The organism is Aliidongia dinghuensis (assembly GCF_014643535.1).
In the GTDB taxonomy this organism is placed as follows: domain Bacteria; phylum Pseudomonadota; class Alphaproteobacteria; order ATCC43930; family CGMCC-115725; genus Aliidongia; species Aliidongia dinghuensis.
Window position 1 is genome coordinate 429,213 of record NZ_BMJQ01000001.1, and the last position, 19,596, is coordinate 448,808.

Sequence of the window (19,596 nt, forward strand, 5' to 3'; positions counted from 1 at the left end):
CTGTCGCGGTCACGACTGGCTGCCGCCCATTCGCCCCCGGCGGTCGCGCGTGGAACAAAATAGCATCTCTCATGCGGTTTCGAGCGGGGAACCTTTGCTGCACTGCAAGCTATGAACGGAGCTGGCATAGACCAAATCGATTAATTATATTGCATGCATGAATGCGACGAATATCGCGGCCGTCGATCTCAACCTATTGAAAGCGTTCGAGGCATTGCTGCGCGAACGGTCGGTGACGCGCGCCGCCGTCTCGATCGGTGTCTCCCAGCCGGCGCTCAGCCATTCCCTCACGCGATTACGCCATCTGTTCGGGGACGAGCTGTTCGTCCGCCTGCCGCACGGCATGGAGCCGACGCCCAAGGCGCATGAGATTGGAATTCTCGTTGAGGTGGCACTCGACCGCATTCGCCGGGCGCTCGATCTGCAACACGGCTTCGACCCCGCGACCACCCGCCGCAGCTTTTCCGCGACCATCAGCGAATATGCCGAGGTGGCGCTCATCGAGCGGCTGATCCGAACGATGGTCGAGCGGGCGCCCAATGCCGACTTGCGCCTGATGCCGCTCGACGTCGCGGCGGCGCCGGAGCAGCTCGACGGCGGCGGCGTCACGCTCGCCATCGGGCATTTCCGCGACCAGGCGCCGCGCTTCGGCCGCCGCCTGATCTATCGCGACCGGCTGAGCGGCCTCGTCCATTGCCGCCATCCGGTACTGGCGGAGCCGCTGACGGCCGAGCGCTATGTCGCCTGGCCGCACATCGTCATGTCGCCGTCGGGCAAGGCGATCCGGGCGATTGACCCGCATCTGGCAGCGCGCGGCCTGAAGCGCCGCGTGGCGGCGACGGTCGGGACCTACCTGGCGCTGCCGCCGGTGCTGCGCACGACGACGATGATCGCGACCCTGCCGCGCATCACTGCCGAGGCCCTGCTGCGTCATGCTGACGACCTGGTCCTGATCGACCTGCCGTTCGTCCAGCTGATCGACGTCTCCATGGTCTGGCACGTCAAGACCGAGGTGGATCCGGCCGAACGCTGGTTTCGCGACCTCGTCGCCGAGGCGGCGCGCCCCCTGGACAGCGAGATCGAGGCCGAAGGGCACGGTGCGGCAGCGGCCGATGGCAGTCCGGGCGACGATCGCGGCTGAAGAGTTTCGACGTGCGGCAGGCCAAGCGGGCGCTCTGCACCATGTGCATCGGCGTGGGCCAGCGCATCGCGATGGTTATTGAGCGTGTGTAATTAATCATCGATCAAGTTAAGGTGGTGCCGGGGTGCGTTCGGCCGCCGGTCAACCGCCGGAAGGGTCAACCGCCGGAAGAACGGTGGTGCACCACCCTCGTGCGCGGACCCGGCCGCAAGGGTTCTCCGCCAGACAGGTCGGGCAGGGAGGTCGGGTCGTTGCTCCTGGGGATCATTCGCACACAAGAACGCGCGGCCATCGGTCTGGCAGGCCTCGCGCTGGTCGTGATCATGAGCGGCAGCCTGGCGCTGGCGCTCCGTGCCCAGAACGCTGTTGCAGAGCGCGAGGCCTGGGTCCGGCACACCTACGAGGTGATCGACAAGCTGGCTGCGCTGCGCATCGCCATCACCGATGCCGAAACGAGCGTGCGCGGCTACGACCTCACCGGCGACGACCGGTTCCTGTCGGCGCTGGCCAAGGCCAATGCCGAGCTCGATCGCCTGCCGGCCGAGCTCGACGCCGAGGTGGCCGACAATCCGGTGCAGCATGAAAGGGTGCATCGCCTGGTCGAGCTGATCGCCGAGCGCCGCGACGGGTTCACGCAGGGCATTGCGCGCTTTCAGGCGAATGGCGCCAAACCGATCACGACTCCTTCGCCGTCGGGCAAGGGGGTCACCGTGATGGCGGAGATCCGGGGGCTCATCGACACGATGCGCCGGACTGAACTGGATCTGCTGGCCGAACGCTCCGCGGCTACCGATAGCGCCAGACGGCAGGGCCTCTGGATCTTCCTCGGTGCCGGCCTGGTCATGCTGCTGGTGATCGCGGCCGCCCTGCTGCTGGTGCGGCGCGAAACGATCCGCCGGGCCGCGGCCGAGGAGGAGGGCCACGCCCGCGAACGGTTGCTCCAGATGATCTTCGACACGGTGCGGGTCGGCATCGGGCTCGTCGGGCCGGACGGCAATCTGCGCCGGATGAACGCGGCCTTCATGACCCTGATGGGCGAGAGCGAGGCCGAGCTCGTCGGCCGGCGACCCGCTTTGTTCGACGAATTCGCCGCCCCCGGCGTCGCGAAGCGTCTGATCGTGCAGCGTCCCGACGGCACCACCCGGACCGTGCTCGCGGTCGCGAGCGGCGTCGTCGACGAGACGAACGGGGTCCGGCTCAAATCGATCACCGACATCACCGCCCTCGAGCAGGCCCAGCAGGAGCTGGCGGCAAGCCATCAGCGGCTCGCGGCCGTCAACGACAGCGTGCTCGACGCCATCGTCACGGTCAATCCGTCGGGCTCGATCGAGAGCTTCAACCGCGCGGCAGAGACGATCTTCGGCTACCCGGCCGACGAGGTCCTCAGGCGCAACGTGCGCATGCTCATGCCCGAGCCCTTTGCCTCCGCGCACGACGGCTATATCGAGCGCTATCTCGAGACCGGCTTCTCGTCGATCATGGGCGTGGTGCGCGAGGTCGAGGGGTTGCGCTCCGACGGCACGATCTTCCCGATGGAGATCGCGCTGACCGAGACCGTGCTGCGCGGCCAGCGCCTGTTCGTGGCCGCAATCCGCGACATCACCGAAAAGCGTGCGCTCGAGCGGGTGAAGAACGAGTTCGTGTCGACCGTGAGCCACGAGCTCCGGACTCCGCTCACCTCGATCTCGGGCGCGCTCGCCCTCATGGCCAAAGGCACGGCGGGTGCGCTGCCCGACAAGGCGCAAAGCCTGGTCGCGATCGCGCGCTCGAACTGCGACCGGCTGGTCCGCCTCATCAACGACATCCTCGACCTGGAACGCATCGAGGCCGGCAAGCTCGTGTTCGAGTTCGCGGGCGTGTCGGTCCCGCGGCTCATCGAGCGGGCGGTCGCCGAGAACCTGGACTATGCCGCGAAATTCCAGGTCACGCTGCAGGTGGTCGGCGACCTGTTCGAGGCCGAGGTCTGGGGCGATGAACATCGCCTCTTGCAGGTGCTGACCAATTTGATCTCGAACGCCGTCAAGTTCTCGCCGGCCGGCAGCACGGTCGAGATCGTGCCGCAACGCTCGTCCGGCATGGTCCATCTGGCGGTCGTCGACCATGGCCGCGGTATTCCGGACGCGTTCAAGCCGCGCATCTTCCAGAAATTTGCCCAGGCCGACGCATCGGACAGCCGCCAGAAGGGCGGCACGGGACTGGGCCTGTCGATCGTCAAGTCGATCATCGAACGCCACGGCGGGCGTATCGGCTTCGAGTCCGAATGGGGTGCTGGTTCGACCTTCTTCGTCGACCTGCCCGAAAAGCGCGGGCGCCTGACCGACCTGGCGCTGCCGGAAGGCGGCGACAAGCGGGTGCTGATCTGCGAGGACGACGACGGCGTGGCGCAGATCCTGAGGGTGCAGCTGGCCGAGGCGGGCTATGCGCCGATCCGCGCCGCCACGGCCGACGAAACCATGCGCCTGCTCGATGCCGGCCGTTTTGATGCCATGACGCTCGACCTGCGCCTGCCCGACGGCGACGGCATCGCCATGCTGCGCCGGATCCGCGCCGACGAGCGCCACGCCAACATGCCGGTCATCGTGATCTCGGCCTGTCTCGACGAACGGGCCGCGGACCACGCGCTTGTCGGCAATGTGCTGGGCGTCGTCGACTGGATCGGCAAGCCGGTCGAAAGCGACCGTCTGCGCCACGCGCTCGACCTGGCGCGCCGCCGCGCGGGCAAGCCGCGCGTGCTCCATGTCGAGGACGATCCGGACATCGTGAAGCTGGTCGAATATGCGCTGCGCGACCAGGCCGACGTGGTTGCGGCCCCCTCGCTGTTCGAGGCACGCCGGCGGCTCGAGGGCGGCGACATCGATCTCGTGATCCTCGACGTGGGCCTGGTCGACGGTTCGGGCCTGGCGCTGCTCGACGACGTCAAGGCCATCAACGGCGACCGGTCGCCACCAACCGTGCTGTTCTCGGCGCAGGAGGTCGATCCCGCCCGGCACGACGAGCTCGTCGCCGTGCTGGTCAAGTCGCAGAGCACGATCGACCAGTTGGCAAGCGTGATCCGCGAGCAGCTCGAGATGCGAGCGAACGGTGCGGCCGAGAGCTGATTTCCACGTGCCGATCATGTAAGATGACGGCAATCGCGCAAACAGGATGGTGGGGAGACGCGTTTTGACGATGCCGGCGAGTAACGGGGCAGAAACCGAGCAGGACGCGGAAGCCTTGCTGCGGGGATTGGCCGCCTGGCTGCCCCGGCGCTTCCTGCTCGCGATCGACATCATGCTCGACGTGGCGTTCAACGGCGCCAGCGGCCCGCTGCCGGCCGCTGAGCTCGGCCAGCGCCAGGGGCTCGAGACGCGCAAGCTCGAGGCGATCCTGCAGCGCCTGTCGCGGGCCGGCCTCTTGAAGAGCGTGCGCGGCCCGAACGGCGGCTATCTCCTGGGCAGCGAGCGCGGCAGCATCACGGTCGGTGCCATCGCGCGCGCCATGATGGGCCAGGACAAGCCGACGCCGTTCACGGAATCGCCGTCGCCGACCATGCGCAAAGTCGTGCTGCCGATGGTCGAGCGGGTGCATGAACTGGTGCTGGCCGAATTCGACCGGGTGAGCCTGACCGAGCTCTGTCGCCTGAGCCGGCTCGCGGGCCTTGCCAGCAAGTGCGACGGCATCGTCGATTTCGTGATCTGAAGCACGGATTGCGGCCGGCTCGCTGCGAGCGGAAGCCCGCGGCGGCTAAACCACGCCGCCGGCCAATGCGCCCAGGATCGCGCGGATCACCACCTCGGCGCGCGGCGTCAGGTCCGCGCCTCCGGTCTCGGCCACGAGGTGCGGATGGTGGAAGCGGATGGTAGCGTCGAGCACGAGGCGGGTCGCGGCCTCGAGGTCGGCGACGCGGAACTCGCCGGTGGCGATGCCGTCGGAAATCAACTTGCGAACCATCTGGATCAGATGGTCCAAGTGGTGGGTCGCCACGTCCCGCGCATCCCCGATCAGGCCTTGGTAGGCTCGGAACATCTCCGGGTCGTCCAGCACCTTGCGGCGCTTCGTCTCCATGAGCGTCATGCACCATTGGTGGAGCCGCTCACCCGCCGGGCCTTCGGCCGCCACGATCGCGTCGAGCGGTGCCGTGACGCGCGCGAGCCAGCGCTCGACGATGGCGTTCCGGAGCGCGCCCTTGCTGTCGAAGAAGCGATAGACGTTGGCGTGGCTCATGCCGAGGCTGCGCGCCACGTCGACTACGGCGACCTTGTCCGGCCCATGGCGGCGCAGCAGGGCCTCGGTCGCTTCCAGAATGCGCTCGCGCGTCGCCTCGCTCACGATGGGCCGATCTTTCTCCTGCCGTGCGGCTGATCTTCCGCACGACAGGAGAGTAGGCCGTCCGCTAGCCGTTGAGGAGCGCCATATGCGCGGCGGCGTAGCGCGTGCCGGCCACTTGATCCGGCCGGACGATGCTCTCGAGTTCGGCGAGGTCGGCCGCGGTGAGCGTGAGGTCGGTCGCGGCGATCGCCTCGGCGAGGCGCGACCGCCGCTTGGTGCCGACGAGCGGGACGACGTCCGGCCCGCGCGAGAGCGCCCAGGCGATCGCCACCTGGGCCGGCGTCGTGCCGCGTGCCGCGGCGAAGGCGGCGAGCGCCTCGACGATGGCGTGGTTCTTCGCCAGATTCTCGCCGGCGAAGCGGGGCGCATGGCCGCGGAAGTCGCCGGCCTCGAACGTCTGGCCCGGCTTGACGTCGCCGCCCAGGAGGCCGCGCGACAGCACGCCATAGGCGACGAGCGAGACGCCGAGTTCGCGCAGCGTCGGCAGTACCTCCGCCTCGATCTCCCGATCGATGAGCGAATATTCGATCTCGAGGGCGGCGATCGGATGGATCTTGTGCGCCCGGCGGATCGTCGCGGCCGACGCCTCCGACAGGCCGATGTGCCGGACGTAGCCAGCCTTCACCATGTCGGCGATGGCGCCGACGGTCTCCTCGACCGGCACGGCCGGGTCGATGCGCGCCGGCTGGTAGAGGTCGACATGATCGGTGCCGAGCCGTTGCAGCGTATAGGTCAGGAACGTCTTGAGCGCCGCCGGCCGGGCGTCGAAGCCGACGAAGCTGCCGTCAGGCCCCCGGAGTGCTCCGAACTTGACCGCGACGAAGGCCTGGTCGCGCCGGCCGCGAATGGCTTCGCGCACCAGGCTCTCGTTATGGCCCATGCCGTAGAAGTCGCCCGTATTGAGCAGATTGATGCCGGCGTCGAGCGCCGCCCGGATGGTCGCCACGCTCTCCTGGTCGTCGGCCGCGCCGTAGACGCCCGACATGCCCATGCAGCCGAGGCCGATGGCCGAAACGCGGGGACCGTTGGTCCCGAGAAACCGCTGTTGCATTTGGGTGCTCCCATGATTGCCCGACCCGGCAAATGGGACCGAACTGACAAATTACAAGATTTGTAATTCATAAAATTCGAATGCCGTGCCTCAACTCCCGGAACGGCTTGCGACCTCGTTGAAGAACAGGTCGGTCCAGAATTTCGGCGGTGCCTTGATCTGGCCGGTGCGATAGAGGAAGTCGGCGAAGCGCTGCACGTTCTGCGGCACGATCGTGAAGACGTGGTCCGGGTCGCGCACGATGTGCTCGACGAAATCGGTCGAGAGCGGCGACTGCTCGGTTTCGACATAGGCCTCGGCCGCAGCCTTCGGATCGCTGCGGATGAAGCGCATGGTCTGGTCAAGCGCTTCGAAGATCGCGGCCATCGTCTCGGGATTGTCGTCGTGGAACCGGGCACTGGTATAAAGCGCGGCCTGGGTATGCGGTCCGCCCATGACATCGTAGCTGCTCAACACACGATGAATGTGTGGATCTTCGAGCTGCTGTTCCTGGAACGGCGAGACTGAGAAGGCGGCCGTCACGGTGCCCGAGCGGGTCATGAGCGCCACCGCGGCATCGGCATAGCTCATGCCCACGGTCTGGTCGTTGAGGGCGGACCATTTGCCGCCGAACGCCCGCTCGGCCGCCATCTCCAGCACGATCGCGTGGATGCTGACGCCGACCGCGGGCACGGCGATGCGGTCGTTGGCGGCGAAATCGCGGATCGACTGGATGCGCGGATCGGCCGTCAGCAGGAACATCGGCATCGAGCCCAGCGCCGCGATGCCGCGCACGCCCAGCGAGGCACGGCTGCGCGACCAGAGCTGGATCATCGGCGTGATGCCGGCGGCGACCAGGTCGGCGCGCCCGGCGATAAGCGCCTCGTTAAGGGCGGCACCGCCGACGAGCTCGGTCCATTCGATCCTGGGCCGGGGCAGGCCGCGCTGCTCGACCGCGGCTTCGATCAGGCCCCGGCCGCGCAGCACGCTCATCGGCAGCTGCCCGACGCCGGGCTGCATCGCGATCCGGATCTCGTTCGTCTCGGCGCGTGCCGCGGCACCACCGCAGAGCAGCATTGCAAAGAGGCCAACCGCCGCCGGCAGCAAGCGCATGGAATCCCTCGCCGGTAACCCTGTCCCGACTGTCGCACGGGATGGGGCTTTCCGGCCACAGTCTTATAAACACGATCCGAGAGTGAAATTATCTATTTCACATTTTTCAAAACAGACTATGTATCGTATCCCAAATTCGTTATGTGGTCGGTCGGCGGAGCTACGCTATGGTCGCGGAAAACGCAGGGGAATCCTTGGCTTCAAAGGTGTCCAAGGTCGAGGGGTTCAAGGCGGCGAGCCGGCACCTGCGCGGCACGATCGCCGAGGAGCTCGCGGCACCGACGGCGGCTTTCCCCGAATCTGATCATCAGCTGCTGAAGTTCCACGGAATCTATCAGGGGTATGATCGCGACAGTGCGACCGAGCTGAAGCAGGCGGGTGCGGACAAGCGCACGGAGTTCATGGCGCGCATCAAGGCGCCCGGCGGCCTCATGAGCGCCGAGCAATATCTCGCCGTCGACGCGCTCGCCCAGAAGTACAGCCAGGGCCGGCTCAGGATCACGACGCGTCAGGGACTGCAGTTCCATGGGCTTGCCAAGCAGGACCTCTGGGCGACCATCCACGGCGTGAACCGGGCGTTGCTCACGACGTTCGGCGCCTGCGGCGACATCGCGCGCAACGTGACGGCGACCGCGGCGCCGATCGAGGACGCGGTGCACCGGCGCATCCGGGCCGACGCGGTCATGATCACGAACGCACTCTTCGCGAAGACCAAGTCCTACCACGAGATCTGGATCGGCGACGAGCAGATCAAGCCGGCGCCGGCGGACGAGCCCGAGGTCGATCCGCTCTATGGCACGACCTACCTGCCGCGCAAGTTCAAGATCGGCATCACGGCGCCCGAGGACAATTCGATCGAGGTGCTGACCAACGACCTCGGCATCATCGCGCTGTTCGACGGCGATGAACTGCAGGGCTACGTCTTCGCGGTCGGCGGCGGCCTCGGCATGACCCACAACAAGGCGCACACCTATCCGCGCCTCGGCAGCTACGTCGCCTTCATCGAGCCGGACGACCTGCTCGACGCGGTCAAGGCGGTGGTCAAGATCCATCGCGACTGGGGCGACCGCGTCGACCGCAAGCATGCGCGGCTCAAGTATGTCGTCGACGCGCTGGGCGTACCGCGCATCAAGGCCGAGATGGAGCGGCACCTGGGCAAGCCGCTCGAGGACCCGCGGCCGTTCCCGGCGCTCAAGATCAAGGATCATTCCGGCTGGCACCCGCAGGGCGACGGCCAGTGGTACTACGGCCTGCCGATCCTGAGCGGCCGGATCGAGGACAAGGGCAAGGTCCACGTAGCGACGGCGCTCCGGCGCGTGCTGAGCGAGGTCAAGAGCCGGCCGGTGTTCACACCGGCGCAGGATGTGATCTTCGCCGACGTCGCGGAGACGGACAAAGCGCGGCTCGAGGCGATCCTGGTCGAGGAGGGCGTCACCCTGCCGGGCTTCGAGACGCTGCTCCGCCGCTTCGCGCTCGCCTGCCCGGCGCTGCCGAGCTGCGGTCTGGCGCTGACGGAGGCCGAGCGCGTGCTGGACGACATCCTGGTCGATATCGAGGGTGTGCTGAAGCGCCACGGCCTTGGCGACGAGCGCATCGCGCTGCGCGTCACCGGCTGCCCCAACGGCTGCGCGCGGCCGTCGGTCGGCGACATCGGCCTCGTCGGCCGCATTCCCGGCCATTACGCGATCTATCTGGGCGGCGACTTCGACACGACGCGGCTCAATGCCCGGGTGTTCGAGCGCGTGCCGATGGCGGAGATCGGCCGCACGCTCGAGCCGATTTTCGCGCTCTTCGCCGCCGAGCGCACGGCGGGCGAAGGCTTCGGCGACTTCTGCCAGCGCTGGGGTCTCGACCGGCTGGCCGAGACCGTCGAGGGCGCCCAGACCGCCGACGCGGCGGAATAGGCGGTTTCAAACCCTCGCCCACTTGTGGGAGAGGGCGGCGAGCGGAAGCGAGCCAGGTGAGGGTGATGCTGCAGGCAGGACTGGTCGCCCGATAGACCCTCACCCTCCCAGCCATGCGGCTGGGCCCCTCCCTCTCCCGCAAGCGGGCGAGGGAAGTTTAGGGTCCGGTTTTAGCGCACTCGGTCGGGGAAAAGCTGGAAGGCGATATAGTCCATGTCGCCCTTGACGACGATCGTGTCGCCCTGGCCGAACGCGATCTCGGTGAACGCGTCCGATGCCAGCAGGGCGGCCTTGCTCAAGCGATTGACCCGGTCCGGGTTGACATAGACGGGCTCGCCGCTGGCCAGGGTCAATCCGACGACGCTCATGGGCGATCCCCTTCAAACTACGGCCGGTGCCGGCGCTTCGGGCCGGGAAACGGCGGGAAAAATACAAGGCTCGGGCGGCGTCTCGCCAATCCCTGCCACGCGGGCCAAGCGTCGCAGAGACCTCTTAAAGGACAGATAACGCGAGGCCCGAAATACCCCCCGCGGCGATCCGACGATTGCGTCGGCGCCGTTTCCTGGCAACATCGGGGGCCTCGCTTTCCTGTCGGGAACCATCCGCCCATGTCCGCCCTGTCTCCGAATCGCCTGCCGACCTTGGCCGGCCTTGCCGCCGACCTCGCCGCCGGCCGGACCACCAGCGTCGAGCTCGTCGAGGCGGCGCTCGCCCGCATCGAGGATCCGGCGGGCGAGGGCGCCCGGACCTATACCAAGACCTATGCGGCGGCGGCCCGGGCGGCGGCGGCGGCATCGGATCGCCTGCGCGCGCTGGGTCAGGTCCCGTCGCCGCTCGCGGGATTGCCGATCTCGATCAAGGACCTGTTCGACGTGGCCGGCGAGGTGACGCTCGCCGGTTCGGTGGCACTCGACGACCGGCCGCCGGCGGCCGCGGACGCGCCGATCGTCCGGCGGCTGCGCGCGGCCGGCGCCGTCATTATTGGCAAGACCAACATGGTCGAATTCGCCTATTCCGGCCTCGGCCTCAACCCGCACTACGGCACGCCCGGCAATCCGTTCGACCGGGCGCGCGTGCCGGGCGGCTCCTCGTCGGGCGCCGGCGTCTCGGTTGCCGACGGCATGGCGGCGGCGGCAATCGGCACCGACACCGGCGGCTCGGTGCGCATCCCGGCGGCGTTCTGCGGCCTCGCCGGCTTCAAGCCGACCCAGCGCCGCGTCACCCGCGAAGGGGCCATCCCGCTGTCGACCTCGCTCGATTCGATCGGGCCGCTCGCCGCGTCCGTCGCGTGCTGCGCACTGGTCGACGCGATCTTGGCCGGTGAGGCGCCGACATCGCTTGCCCAACTACCGCTCGCCGGCCTGCGCCTGGCGGTGCCGCAGCATGTCGTGCTGGACGGGCTGGCGCCGGTCGTGGCGACCGCCTTCGGCCGGGCGGTCCGGCGCCTCGCCGACGCCGGCGCCCGCATCGTCGAGGCGCCGATGGCGGTGCTGGGGCGCGTGCTCGATATCTACCAGCTGGGTGGCGTCGCGGCCCCCGAGGCCTATGCCTGGCATCGGGCACTCATCGCCCGCGCCGGCCATCGCTACGATCCGCGCGTCCGGTCGCGGCTCGAGGCGGCGAGCGGCACTTCGGCGGCCGACTATATTGCGGCGCGCGAGTTCCGCGCCGCGCGCATCGCCGAGTTCGACGCCGAGACCCGGCCGTTCGACGCGGTGCTGGCGCCGACCATCGCCGTGCCCCCGCCGCGCCAGGACGAGGTGGCCGCGGACGCGGACTATATGCGGCTCAACGGCGTCGTGCTGCGCAACACGACGATCTTCAACCTGCTCGACCGCTGCGCGCTCAGCCTGCCGATCCAGGCGCCGGGCGAGCTGCCGGTCGGCCTGATGCTGGTCGGCGAGACCGGCCAGGACCGGCGGCTGCTTGCGGTCGGCCAGGCGGTCGAGGGGGCGCTCGCGGCATGACCGACCATCGCCTGGGCTCGACCCCCGAGACCTGCCATTGGGGCTTCTTCGATGCGGCCCTGCCGCCGGTCCTCTCCATCCGCTCGGGCGACCGGGTGACGATCGAGGCGATCTCCGGCGGGCGCGACGTCTTGCCGCCTGAAGGGTTCACGCGTCTGCCGGACCATCTGGCAGTGATCGAGGCGCTGACGCCGCGCATGCGCGGCCATCTCTTGACCGGCCCGATCGCGGTCGAAGGCGCCGAGCCCGGCCATGTGCTGGAAATCCATATCGAGACCGTCGAGTGCCGGCAGGACTGGGCCTGGACTGCGATCCATCCAACCTTGGGCACGCTGCCCGAGGACTTCCCGATGCGGAAACTCTGGCATACGCGGCTGGATCGGGCGCGCGGCGTCGCGATCTTGCCTTGGGGTACGGAACTGCCGCTCGCCCCCTTCTTCGGCGTCATGGGCGTGGCGCCGCCGTCCGTGTTCGGCGCGGTCAGCACGATCGAGCCGCGCGCCTATGGCGGTAACATCGACCTGAAGGAACTGGTGCCCGGCACCGTGCTCTATCTGCCGGTGTTCGCGCAGGGCGCGCTGTTTTCGGTCGGCGACGGCCATGCCGCGCAGGGCGACGGCGAGGTCTGCCTGACCGCGCTCGAGACGGCGCTCGAAGGCCGCTTCCGCATCGTGCTGCGCAAGGACCTGACGCTCGCCCTGCCGCGCGCCGAGACGCCGACGCATTGGATCACCATGGGCTTCGATCCCGACCTGGACGACGCCGCCAAGGCGGCACTCCGCGACATGATCGACCTGATCGCGGCGACGACGGGCCTGCCGCGCGAGGACGCCTATATGTTGACCAGCGTCGCCTGCGACCTGCGCGTGACGCAGCTGGTCGACGGCAACAAGGGCGTCCACGCCATGCTGGCGAAGAGCCTGCTCGCGCGGCGCTAGAGCGCGGTCGCATTGGCTGGAACCAGCCAATGCGTGAATCCGGCTCTAGAATAGCCGCGTCAGCCCCAGGATCATGTTGACCGAGATGCCGTCGTCCGACAGCGGCAGGAGTACGCTTTCGAAGCGGTAGTACGGCTTTTCCGGCAGCCAGTAGAGCGCGCCGGTCGAGATCCATGGCTCACGGCTCGCGACGATGAAATCGCCAACGGCGCAGAACCGGTCGGCGGATTCCTGGTCGATCATCTGGTGGATATAGGAACCGGTCCAGTCGGCGCCGTAGTAGTCGGCCTGTGCGGTCCCCTGCAGGCGGACGCGGTAGCGCCGTTCGGGCGGGTTGCCGGCCAGCACGTCGACCAGGAACATGTCCGGCAGCAGTTTCGGCACCTGGATGGGATCGAAATCGCGCCGCGCCGGCATACGCCGATTGCCGCGCAGCCTTTGCCAGAGCGCGTGGAGTTCCTGCAGCTCCGGCCGGCACTCACCGATCGAGAGCCGCTTCGTGCTGCCGGGAACAATGGCGTGGTCGACGATCATCGCTGCTCCGCGCCCAACACATGTCCGGCGACACATGCCCGGCGTCGCGCGTCCGGTATCACGTGTTGGGCATCGGGCATCATGTGTCGGGCAACACGTGTGGCGCGCAACTCTAGCATCGGTTTCGCGCGGTTTCGACGGGAAAGGGCAAAGTCTCGCCGCTGGCCGGCGCGTGCCGCGCCTTCGCCGCCGCCTGGCAGGAAAGCTCCAGAAAAGAACCGGCACATCCTGGAATTGTGACGATCTGTATTTCTTTGTCTTAAGTGAACGGAAATCTCCACTCCCGCGGGCATCGCCGCTGCAGGAATAAAAATGACACGCCGACTGCTGGAACCCGCGAAACAAAATTAACGTTGCTGCAGCGCACTATTCTGGTGCCGTGCTTTGTCGGGAATCCGGAAAAACATGACGACGGTCATCGGAAGTACGCCATCGAAGACCGGCCGCGCGCGCGACGCGGCGGGTGCTCCTTCCGAGCCAGACAGTACGCTCGTCTCGGTCATCATCCCGACCTACAACGCGGCGCGCTTCGTTGAACGGACGCTCGCATCGGTCCTGGCGCAGACCCATGCCCGGCTCGAAGTCCTGGTCGTCGACGACGGCTCGACCGACCAGACGACGGCGATCGTCGAGGCGGCGGCGCTGCGCGACCCGCGGATCAAGCTGTTCCGGCGCGATCATGGGGGCGTCGCGGCGGCGCGCAACTTCGCGCTGACGCAGGCTGAAGGCACGCTGATCGCCCCGGTCGACGCGGACGATCTCTGGCATCCGGCGAAGCTCGCCCAGCAGCTGGCGGCGCTTGCCCGGTCCGGGCCCGAGACCGGTGTCGTCTATTGCTGGAGCGTCGGCATCGACGAGGACGATGTCGTGACCGTGCCCAACCTATGCGAGAGCCGGGCAGCCGGCAGCGTGCTGGCGGACATGATCGAATGCAACCTGCCGGGCAATGCCAGTACGCCGCTCATCCGCCGATCCTGCCTTGAGGCGGTCGGCGGCTACGACCCCGGCCTGATGGCCGCGGGGGCGCAGGGCACCGAGGATTGGAAACTCTATCTGGCGCTCGCCGAGATCTGCGAATTCGCGGTGGTGCGCCGGCATCTGGTGGGATACCGCCGCACCCGCGAAAACATGTCCTCGAACGTCGCCGTCATGGAACGATCGATCGGTCTCCTGCGATCGTGGTTCATGGGAAAATGGCCGGAACTTCCCCGGCGCCACTTGAGGCGCCACTGCTACTTCGCCGACCATTACCTGGCGAGCCTGGCGCTCGGCCGCGACGACCTGCCGCAGGCGCTGCGCTACCAGATGCGCGCTTGGCGCGTGCGGCCCCTGGGGCTGCTGCATGCGTCGAGCCTGCGGTTTGCGGCCACGGTCCTGGCGCGCTTCCTCGGTCGGACGCGGGTGCTGGGCTCGGTCGACCCGGTGGCGTTCTGCGATTTTGTCGAGCCGGAGGCGGCCCTTTGATCAGCTCCTGGGCCCTGGCCGGATGCCATGACGGCCGATAACCCGACCGCGCCGAGTCCGTTTTCGGGCGCCGACGCCGCGGTCGGCAAGTCGCTGCGCCTGCTGGTCAGGCTCTATCCGCGCTGGGCGCTGCCGGCGGTCCTCTTGCTCGGCGTGTTGTCCTACTGCATCGAGGGCCTGGGCATCAGCCTGTTCGTGCCGCTGATCCAGGCGCTGCAGCAGGCCCCGGCCGATGGGCTCCAGGGTGGAATCCTGGGGCGGATCCTGGCGCCGCTCGCGCACATGGACGCGGACGCGCGGCTCATGGCCATCGGCGGCTTCATCTTCGGCACCACGATCGTCAAGAACCTGATCACCTACGGCAATGCACTCCTGCACGCCTTCCTGAATTCGCGCATCACGCACAAGCTGCGCACCTCGATCGTCCGGCAGCTGCTGTCGCTGAGCCATGCCTATATCGACGGCAAGCAGTCCGGGCAGCTGATGAACACGCTCGCGACCGAGACGTGGCGCACGGCCGACGCGCTCAGCGCCTTCATGTCGCTGTTGATCAGCATCTCGGCGGTCGGGGTCTTCTCCGTGCTGCTCCTCGTGATCTCCTGGCGCCTGACGCTCATCGTTGCGGTCTCGACCGCCGTCATCTCGCTCGTCACCCGCTTTGCCACGGCCGGCGTCAAGCGCCTGGGGCAAGAGGCGGTCGAGGCGAACAAGGGACTTGCGACCCGGATGTGGGAGCTGTTCGGCGGCATGAAGGTCATCCGCGCGTTCGGGCGCGAGGCCTATGAGCGGGAGCGTTTCGAGGTGGCCTCGCGCCAGGTGCGCGACACGTTCTTCCGCCTGGATATGCTGTCGGCGATGACGCACCCGGTGCACGAGGTCCTGTCGGTCCTGGTCCTGCTCGGCATCATCCTGCACGCCGTCATGGCCGACCGCTCGTCGCTGCCGCTGCTCATCGCCTTCTCGATGATCCTGTTCCGGCTGCAGCCGCAGGCGCGTTACATCGGCTCCGCCTGGGTGGCGCTCTCGGCCGCGGCCGGCTCCGTGCGCGACGTGATGTGGCTGCTCGATACGGCGGACAAGAGCTACATTCGCTCCGGCCGCACCACGATCCGGCGGCTCGAGCGTGCGATCTCGTTCGAGAACGTGAGCTTCCGCTATCCCGGCAGCGATGCGCGGGCGCTCCACGGCGTCTCGCTCGAGATCGAGGCGGGCCGGACGACCGCGCTCGTCGGGCCGTCGGGTGCCGGCAAGACGACGCTCGTCAACCTGATCTGCCGGTTCTACGACGCGGATGCGGGCGAAATCCGCGTCGACGACCATCGGATCAGCGATCTCGATCTCGACGGCTGGCGCGGCCGGATCGGCATCGTCAGCCAGGACATCTACATGTTCGGCGCGACCGTGGCCGAGAACATCGCCTATGGCAGTCCGGAGGCCGATCGGGCCGCCATCGAGGCGGCGGCGCGGCTCGCCGATGCGGACGCCTTCATTCAGCGCCTGCCGGCCGGCTACGACACAAGGATAGGCGACGGCGGGATCAGCCTCTCGGGTGGCCAGCGACAGCGCCTGGCGCTCGCGCGCGCCATCATCCGCGATCCTGAGATCCTGATCCTCGACGAAGCGACCAACGCGCTCGACAGCCTGTCGGAGCACCTGATCCGCGACGCGCTCGACCATTTCGGCCGCGACCGCACCGTCGTCGTGATCGCGCACCGGCTGTCGACGATCGAGCGCGCCGACCGGATCGTCGTGCTCGACCACGGCCAGATCGCCGAGGAGGGCGATCTCGAGACGCTGGTCGCCAAGGCCGGGCTGTTCCACCGGATGTACCGCCTCCAGCACAGCCCATCCCTTTCCGTCCGTTAGCCCGAGCGCCCCCATGCCCTATGTCATGCACGATCTGGAAGTGACGGCGCCCCTGCCGCGGCTGGAGCTGCCGCCGGACGCGACCGGCTACGCGCTCGTCCTCAGGCGCCATGGGCGCGTCGTGGGCTTCCTGATGAAACCGGCCGCCGGCGGTGCGACGATCGAACCGGCGGCACTTGCCCCGATCATCACGGCCGAGATCGGCGAAAAGCTGATCGAGGTCGCCATCTCCGAGGAGCTGCACAGCGCCGATCGGCTCGCCGCGTCTCCGATGCCGTCGCTGACGGTCGCGATCTGCACCAAGGATCGGCCCGCCCGCCTCGGGCGCTGCCTCGCCTCGCTGCTGCCTCAGGTCGAGCAGGGCCGGGCGGACGGCCAGGCGATCGAGGTGCTGGTGGTCGACAACGCGCCGTCGGACGACCAGACCCGCAAAGTGATCGAGGCTTTACCGGGCGTCCGTTACGAGCTCGAGGTGCGGCCGGGCCTCGATTTCGCCCGCAACCGCGCCCTCGGGTCGGCCAGTGGCGACTGGATCGCCTATCTCGACGACGATGTCGTGGTCGACCGGGGCTGGCTCGCCGGGCTGCGCGAGGCCTGGGCCGAGAACCCGGATGCCGGCGCCTTCACCGGGCTCGTGCTGCCGTTCGAGCTCGCCATGCCGTCGCAGATCATCTTCGAGCAGCGCGGCGGCTTCCGGCGCGGCTTCGACAAGATCCGCTATGGCGCACGCTTTCCGGCGAACCCGCTCTATCCCTGCGCCTCGGGCATCTTCGGCGCGGGTTGCAACATGGCGTTCCGCCGGGATGCGATGCTGGCGCTCGGCGGCTTCGACGAGGCGCTCGATACCGGGGCCCCGCTGCCGGGCGGCGGCGATCTCGACGCGTTCTTCCGCATCGTCCGCGCCGGCCATGTCCTCGTCTACGAGCCGCAGCTGCTCGTCTATCACGAGCACCGGCGCGAGCTCGCGGCCCTCCGCCGGCAATATTGGAGCTGGGGCCTCGGCTGCATGGCGTTTCTCGCCAAGTGCTACCACGCCGACCCGGCGGTCCGGCCGATCATCTTCCGGTTCTTCGCCTGGTGGATCAAATATCAGATCAAGGAGGCGGTGCGCAGCCTCCGGCCGCACGGGCCGCCGCTCGTGATGGTGCTGGCCGAGGTGTGGGGCGGCATCGCCGGCATCGCGGGTGAATATTCCCGTTCGATGCGGCGGATCGAGCGTATCCGGCGGGCCTATCCATGAGGATCCAAGCGCCCTGTCGCATCCGCCATATCGACCTGGCAGAACGAATTCCGGCCTTGACCGCCGAGCCCGATGCCAAGAGCCTGCTGGTGTTCTTCTGGTCGGGCCGCGTGCCGCTCGGGCGGTTGAGCCTGTCGACCGACGAGCTGCCGCTGCCGGCGAGCGCCGTCGCCAATCTGGCGGCGCGCACCATCGCGCCAGCGGTCGGCGCGCGGACGCTCGACCATGGCTTCAAGGCGATGCTGCCGGTCTTCCGGCGTCGCATGCCCGACGATTCGCCGGCCGATCTCGCGGCCCTTCTCGCCGCGACGCAACCGCTGCAGGCGCTCGGCCAGGCGGCCACGACCGACGAGGCCAAGCCGGCTCGGCCTCGCGTGTCGCTGATCATCTGCACGCGGAGCCGGCCGCAGGCGCTGGCCCGCTGCCTGATCTCGGTCGCGAAGGCGCGGGGGCTCGACGAGATCCTTGTGGTCGACAATGCGCCCGGCGATCCCGCGACCCGGCGCATCGTCGACACGTTCCCCCACGTGGCCTATCTCGCCGAACCGCGCCCGGGTCTGAGCGTCGCGCGCAATGTCGGGCTGGCGGCGACGCGCGGCGACATCGTGCTGTTCACGGACGACGATGTGGTGATCGAGCCCGACTGGCCCCAGGCGATGGTGCGGGCATTCGCTGACCCGGGCGTTATGGCGGTCACTGGCCTGGTCCTGCCGGCCGAGCTCGAAACCGCAGCACAGGTCGCGTTCGAGCAGGACTTGGGCGGCTTCGGCCAGGGGTTCCGCGCCATGGATTTCGACGCGGAGTTCTTCGCCGCCATGAAGGGGCGGGGCGTGCCCGTCTGGCGCATCGGGTCCGGCGCCAACATGGGGTTCCGCCGTGCCGCTTTCGAGCGGGTCGGCCTGTTCGACGAGCGGCTCGGCGCCGGCGCCAGCGGCTGCAGCGAGGATTCGGAACTGTGGTACCGGCTGCTCGCCGTGGGCGCCCGTTGCCGCTACGAGCCGGCCGCGGTCGTCAGGCACTATCACCGCGCCGACTGGGCAGGACTCACCCGCCAGCTGCGCGACTACACGAAGGGCCATGTCGTAGCATTGTTCGTACAATATTGGCGCTGGCATTACGCGGGCGACATCCGCCGCGTCTTCGTCTCCTTGCCCTACTACTACCTCTGGCTCCTGAAGGAGGGCTGCCGACGCGGCTTCGGATCCCGCCAGCGCCTGCTGCCGGCGGAGATTGCCGGCTGGTGCGCCGGCCTCAGAGGCGCGTTCAACCTGTGGCGGGCCGACCGGCGCGGCAACGGGCCGGTGGCGCTCGGACGAACGAGGAGCGAGACCGGTGCTTGAGTTCGTGAGGCGCGCGTATAAAGCGCCGCGGGGCGTCTTCCTGCGCCGCAACCCGTTCCCGAAGCCGCTGCTCGACGGCTTCTTCTACCGCGAGAAGATGAGGGCGATCTATCACGTGGCGCCGGACGAGCCGGTGGCGCGGATCCTTGAGGTCGGCGGCGGGCGCAGCGGGCTCACGGCACTGCTCTATCCCCAGGCCCAGATCGTCAACATCGACCTCGACCGCACCTATGCCGACGCGCCCAGCAACCGGCAGCCGGGCACCAACTTCATCTGCGGCGACGCGACCCAGCTGCCGTTCCCCGACGGTGCCTTCGACCTCGTCACCATGTTCGACGTGATGGAGCATATCCCGGAGGATCGTGCCGCGATGGCGGAGGCCCTGCGCGTGTTGAGGCCGGGCGGCGCGCTGCTCGTCAGCACGCCGAACGAATATTGGCGCTTCCCCTATTACCGGGCGCTGCGGCCGATCTGCCCGAGCGAGCAATCGATCATGGCGGAATGGGGCCATGTCCGGCGCGGCTACCGGCTGGAGGAGCTCGAAGGGCTTGTCGGGCAGTCGGCCCAGAAGATCGCGAATTTCATCACGCCACTCACGGCACCCAGCCACGACGTCTCCTTCTCGGGTCTGCCGGCGCGGCTCCGCACGCTCGTCTGCGCGCTGCTGATGCCGCTGACCGGCCTCGGCTATGTCCTGCATCGGCCGGACGGCCGCGGCACGGAGACGGCGGCGCTCTGGCGCAAGGCATGA

At 68.3% G+C, this 19,596-nt stretch carries 16 protein-coding genes; 11 read left to right on the top strand and 5 right to left on the bottom strand.

The annotated features are described in order from the left end of the window. Positions 1-157 precede the first annotated feature (157 nt). The 3 genes from IEY58_RS02125 (at position 158) to IEY58_RS02135 (ending at position 4,819) form a co-directional block, all read left to right on the top strand. Positions 158-1,141, top strand: coding sequence for a LysR family transcriptional regulator (locus IEY58_RS02125; protein WP_189041938.1), 984 nt, complete (start codon positions 158-160; stop codon positions 1,139-1,141). Positions 1,142-1,392: 251 nt separating this feature from the next. After that, positions 1,393-4,239 (top strand): PAS domain S-box protein, encoded by a 2,847-nt coding sequence (locus IEY58_RS02130; RefSeq protein WP_189041940.1) that lies wholly within the window; start codon positions 1,393-1,395, stop codon positions 4,237-4,239. A gap of 70 nt (positions 4,240-4,309) precedes the next feature. After that, on the top strand, positions 4,310-4,819 hold the full coding sequence (locus IEY58_RS02135; RefSeq protein ID WP_189041942.1) for an RrF2 family transcriptional regulator: 510 nt from the start codon (positions 4,310-4,312) through the stop codon (positions 4,817-4,819). Between the two features lie 45 nt (positions 4,820-4,864). Here IEY58_RS02135 and IEY58_RS02140 read toward each other — a convergent pair whose 3' ends face one another. From IEY58_RS02140 to IEY58_RS02150, 3 genes are all read right to left on the bottom strand, one after another. Continuing rightward, on the bottom strand, positions 4,865-5,449 hold the full coding sequence (locus IEY58_RS02140; protein ID WP_189041944.1) for a TetR family transcriptional regulator: 585 nt from the start codon (positions 5,447-5,449) through the stop codon (positions 4,865-4,867). Positions 5,450-5,513: 64 nt separating this feature from the next. Beyond that, a complete protein-coding gene (locus tag IEY58_RS02145) occupies positions 5,514-6,500 on the bottom strand; it encodes an aldo/keto reductase (RefSeq protein ID WP_189041946.1) in 987 nt (328 codons plus the stop codon). Between the two features lie 90 nt (positions 6,501-6,590). Further along, positions 6,591-7,592 carry an ABC transporter substrate-binding protein gene (locus tag IEY58_RS02150; protein ID WP_189041948.1) on the bottom strand — a complete coding sequence of 334 codons (1,002 nt, stop codon included), beginning with the start codon at positions 7,590-7,592 and terminating at the stop codon, positions 6,591-6,593. A gap of 194 nt (positions 7,593-7,786) precedes the next feature. Here IEY58_RS02150 and IEY58_RS02155 point away from each other — a divergent pair, with 194 nt between their 5' ends. Next, positions 7,787-9,496: an NADPH-dependent assimilatory sulfite reductase hemoprotein subunit gene (locus tag IEY58_RS02155; protein ID WP_229743429.1), complete on the top strand. Its 1,710-nt coding sequence runs from the start codon at positions 7,787-7,789 to the stop codon at positions 9,494-9,496. 170 nt (positions 9,497-9,666) lie between these two features. On the opposite strand, the gene IEY58_RS02160 is transcribed toward IEY58_RS02155, so the two are convergent. After that, positions 9,667-9,864 (bottom strand): hypothetical protein, encoded by a 198-nt coding sequence (locus tag IEY58_RS02160; protein ID WP_189041951.1) that lies wholly within the window; start codon positions 9,862-9,864, stop codon positions 9,667-9,669. Positions 9,865-10,104: 240 nt separating this feature from the next. Here IEY58_RS02160 and IEY58_RS02165 point away from each other — a divergent pair, with 240 nt between their 5' ends. Then, positions 10,105-11,463: an amidase gene (locus IEY58_RS02165; protein ID WP_189041953.1), complete on the top strand. Its 1,359-nt coding sequence runs from the start codon at positions 10,105-10,107 to the stop codon at positions 11,461-11,463. After that, positions 11,460-12,401: an acetamidase/formamidase family protein gene (locus IEY58_RS02170; RefSeq protein ID WP_189041955.1), complete on the top strand. Its 942-nt coding sequence runs from the start codon at positions 11,460-11,462 to the stop codon at positions 12,399-12,401. Before IEY58_RS02165 ends, IEY58_RS02170 begins: the two co-directional genes overlap by 4 nt. A 45-nt stretch (positions 12,402-12,446) precedes the next feature. Here IEY58_RS02170 and IEY58_RS02175 read toward each other — a convergent pair whose 3' ends face one another. After that, a complete protein-coding gene (locus IEY58_RS02175; protein WP_189041957.1) occupies positions 12,447-12,935 on the bottom strand; it encodes a PAS domain-containing protein in 489 nt (162 codons plus the stop codon). A gap of 405 nt (positions 12,936-13,340) precedes the next feature. Here IEY58_RS02175 and IEY58_RS02180 point away from each other — a divergent pair, with 405 nt between their 5' ends. The 5 genes from IEY58_RS02180 to IEY58_RS02200 are packed head-to-tail and all read left to right on the top strand — an operon-like array spanning position 13,341 to position 19,596. Further along, positions 13,341-14,399 carry a glycosyltransferase family 2 protein gene (locus IEY58_RS02180; RefSeq protein WP_189041958.1) on the top strand — a complete coding sequence of 353 codons (1,059 nt, stop codon included), beginning with the start codon at positions 13,341-13,343 and terminating at the stop codon, positions 14,397-14,399. A 27-nt stretch (positions 14,400-14,426) separates the two neighbouring features. Then, a complete protein-coding gene (locus tag IEY58_RS02185) occupies positions 14,427-16,265 on the top strand; it encodes an ABC transporter ATP-binding protein (RefSeq protein ID WP_189041960.1) in 1,839 nt (612 codons plus the stop codon). A 13-nt stretch (positions 16,266-16,278) separates the two neighbouring features. Continuing rightward, positions 16,279-17,505, top strand: a complete 1,227-nt coding sequence (locus tag IEY58_RS02190) for a glycosyltransferase family 2 protein (protein WP_189041962.1) — start codon at positions 16,279-16,281, stop codon at positions 17,503-17,505. A 56-nt stretch (positions 17,506-17,561) separates the two neighbouring features. Next, positions 17,562-18,845 carry a glycosyltransferase family 2 protein gene (locus IEY58_RS02195; RefSeq protein WP_189041964.1) on the top strand — a complete coding sequence of 428 codons (1,284 nt, stop codon included), beginning with the start codon at positions 17,562-17,564 and terminating at the stop codon, positions 18,843-18,845. Continuing rightward, positions 18,838-19,596: a class I SAM-dependent methyltransferase gene (locus IEY58_RS02200; RefSeq protein WP_229743430.1), complete on the top strand. Its 759-nt coding sequence runs from the start codon at positions 18,838-18,840 to the stop codon at positions 19,594-19,596. Before IEY58_RS02195 ends, IEY58_RS02200 begins: the two co-directional genes overlap by 8 nt.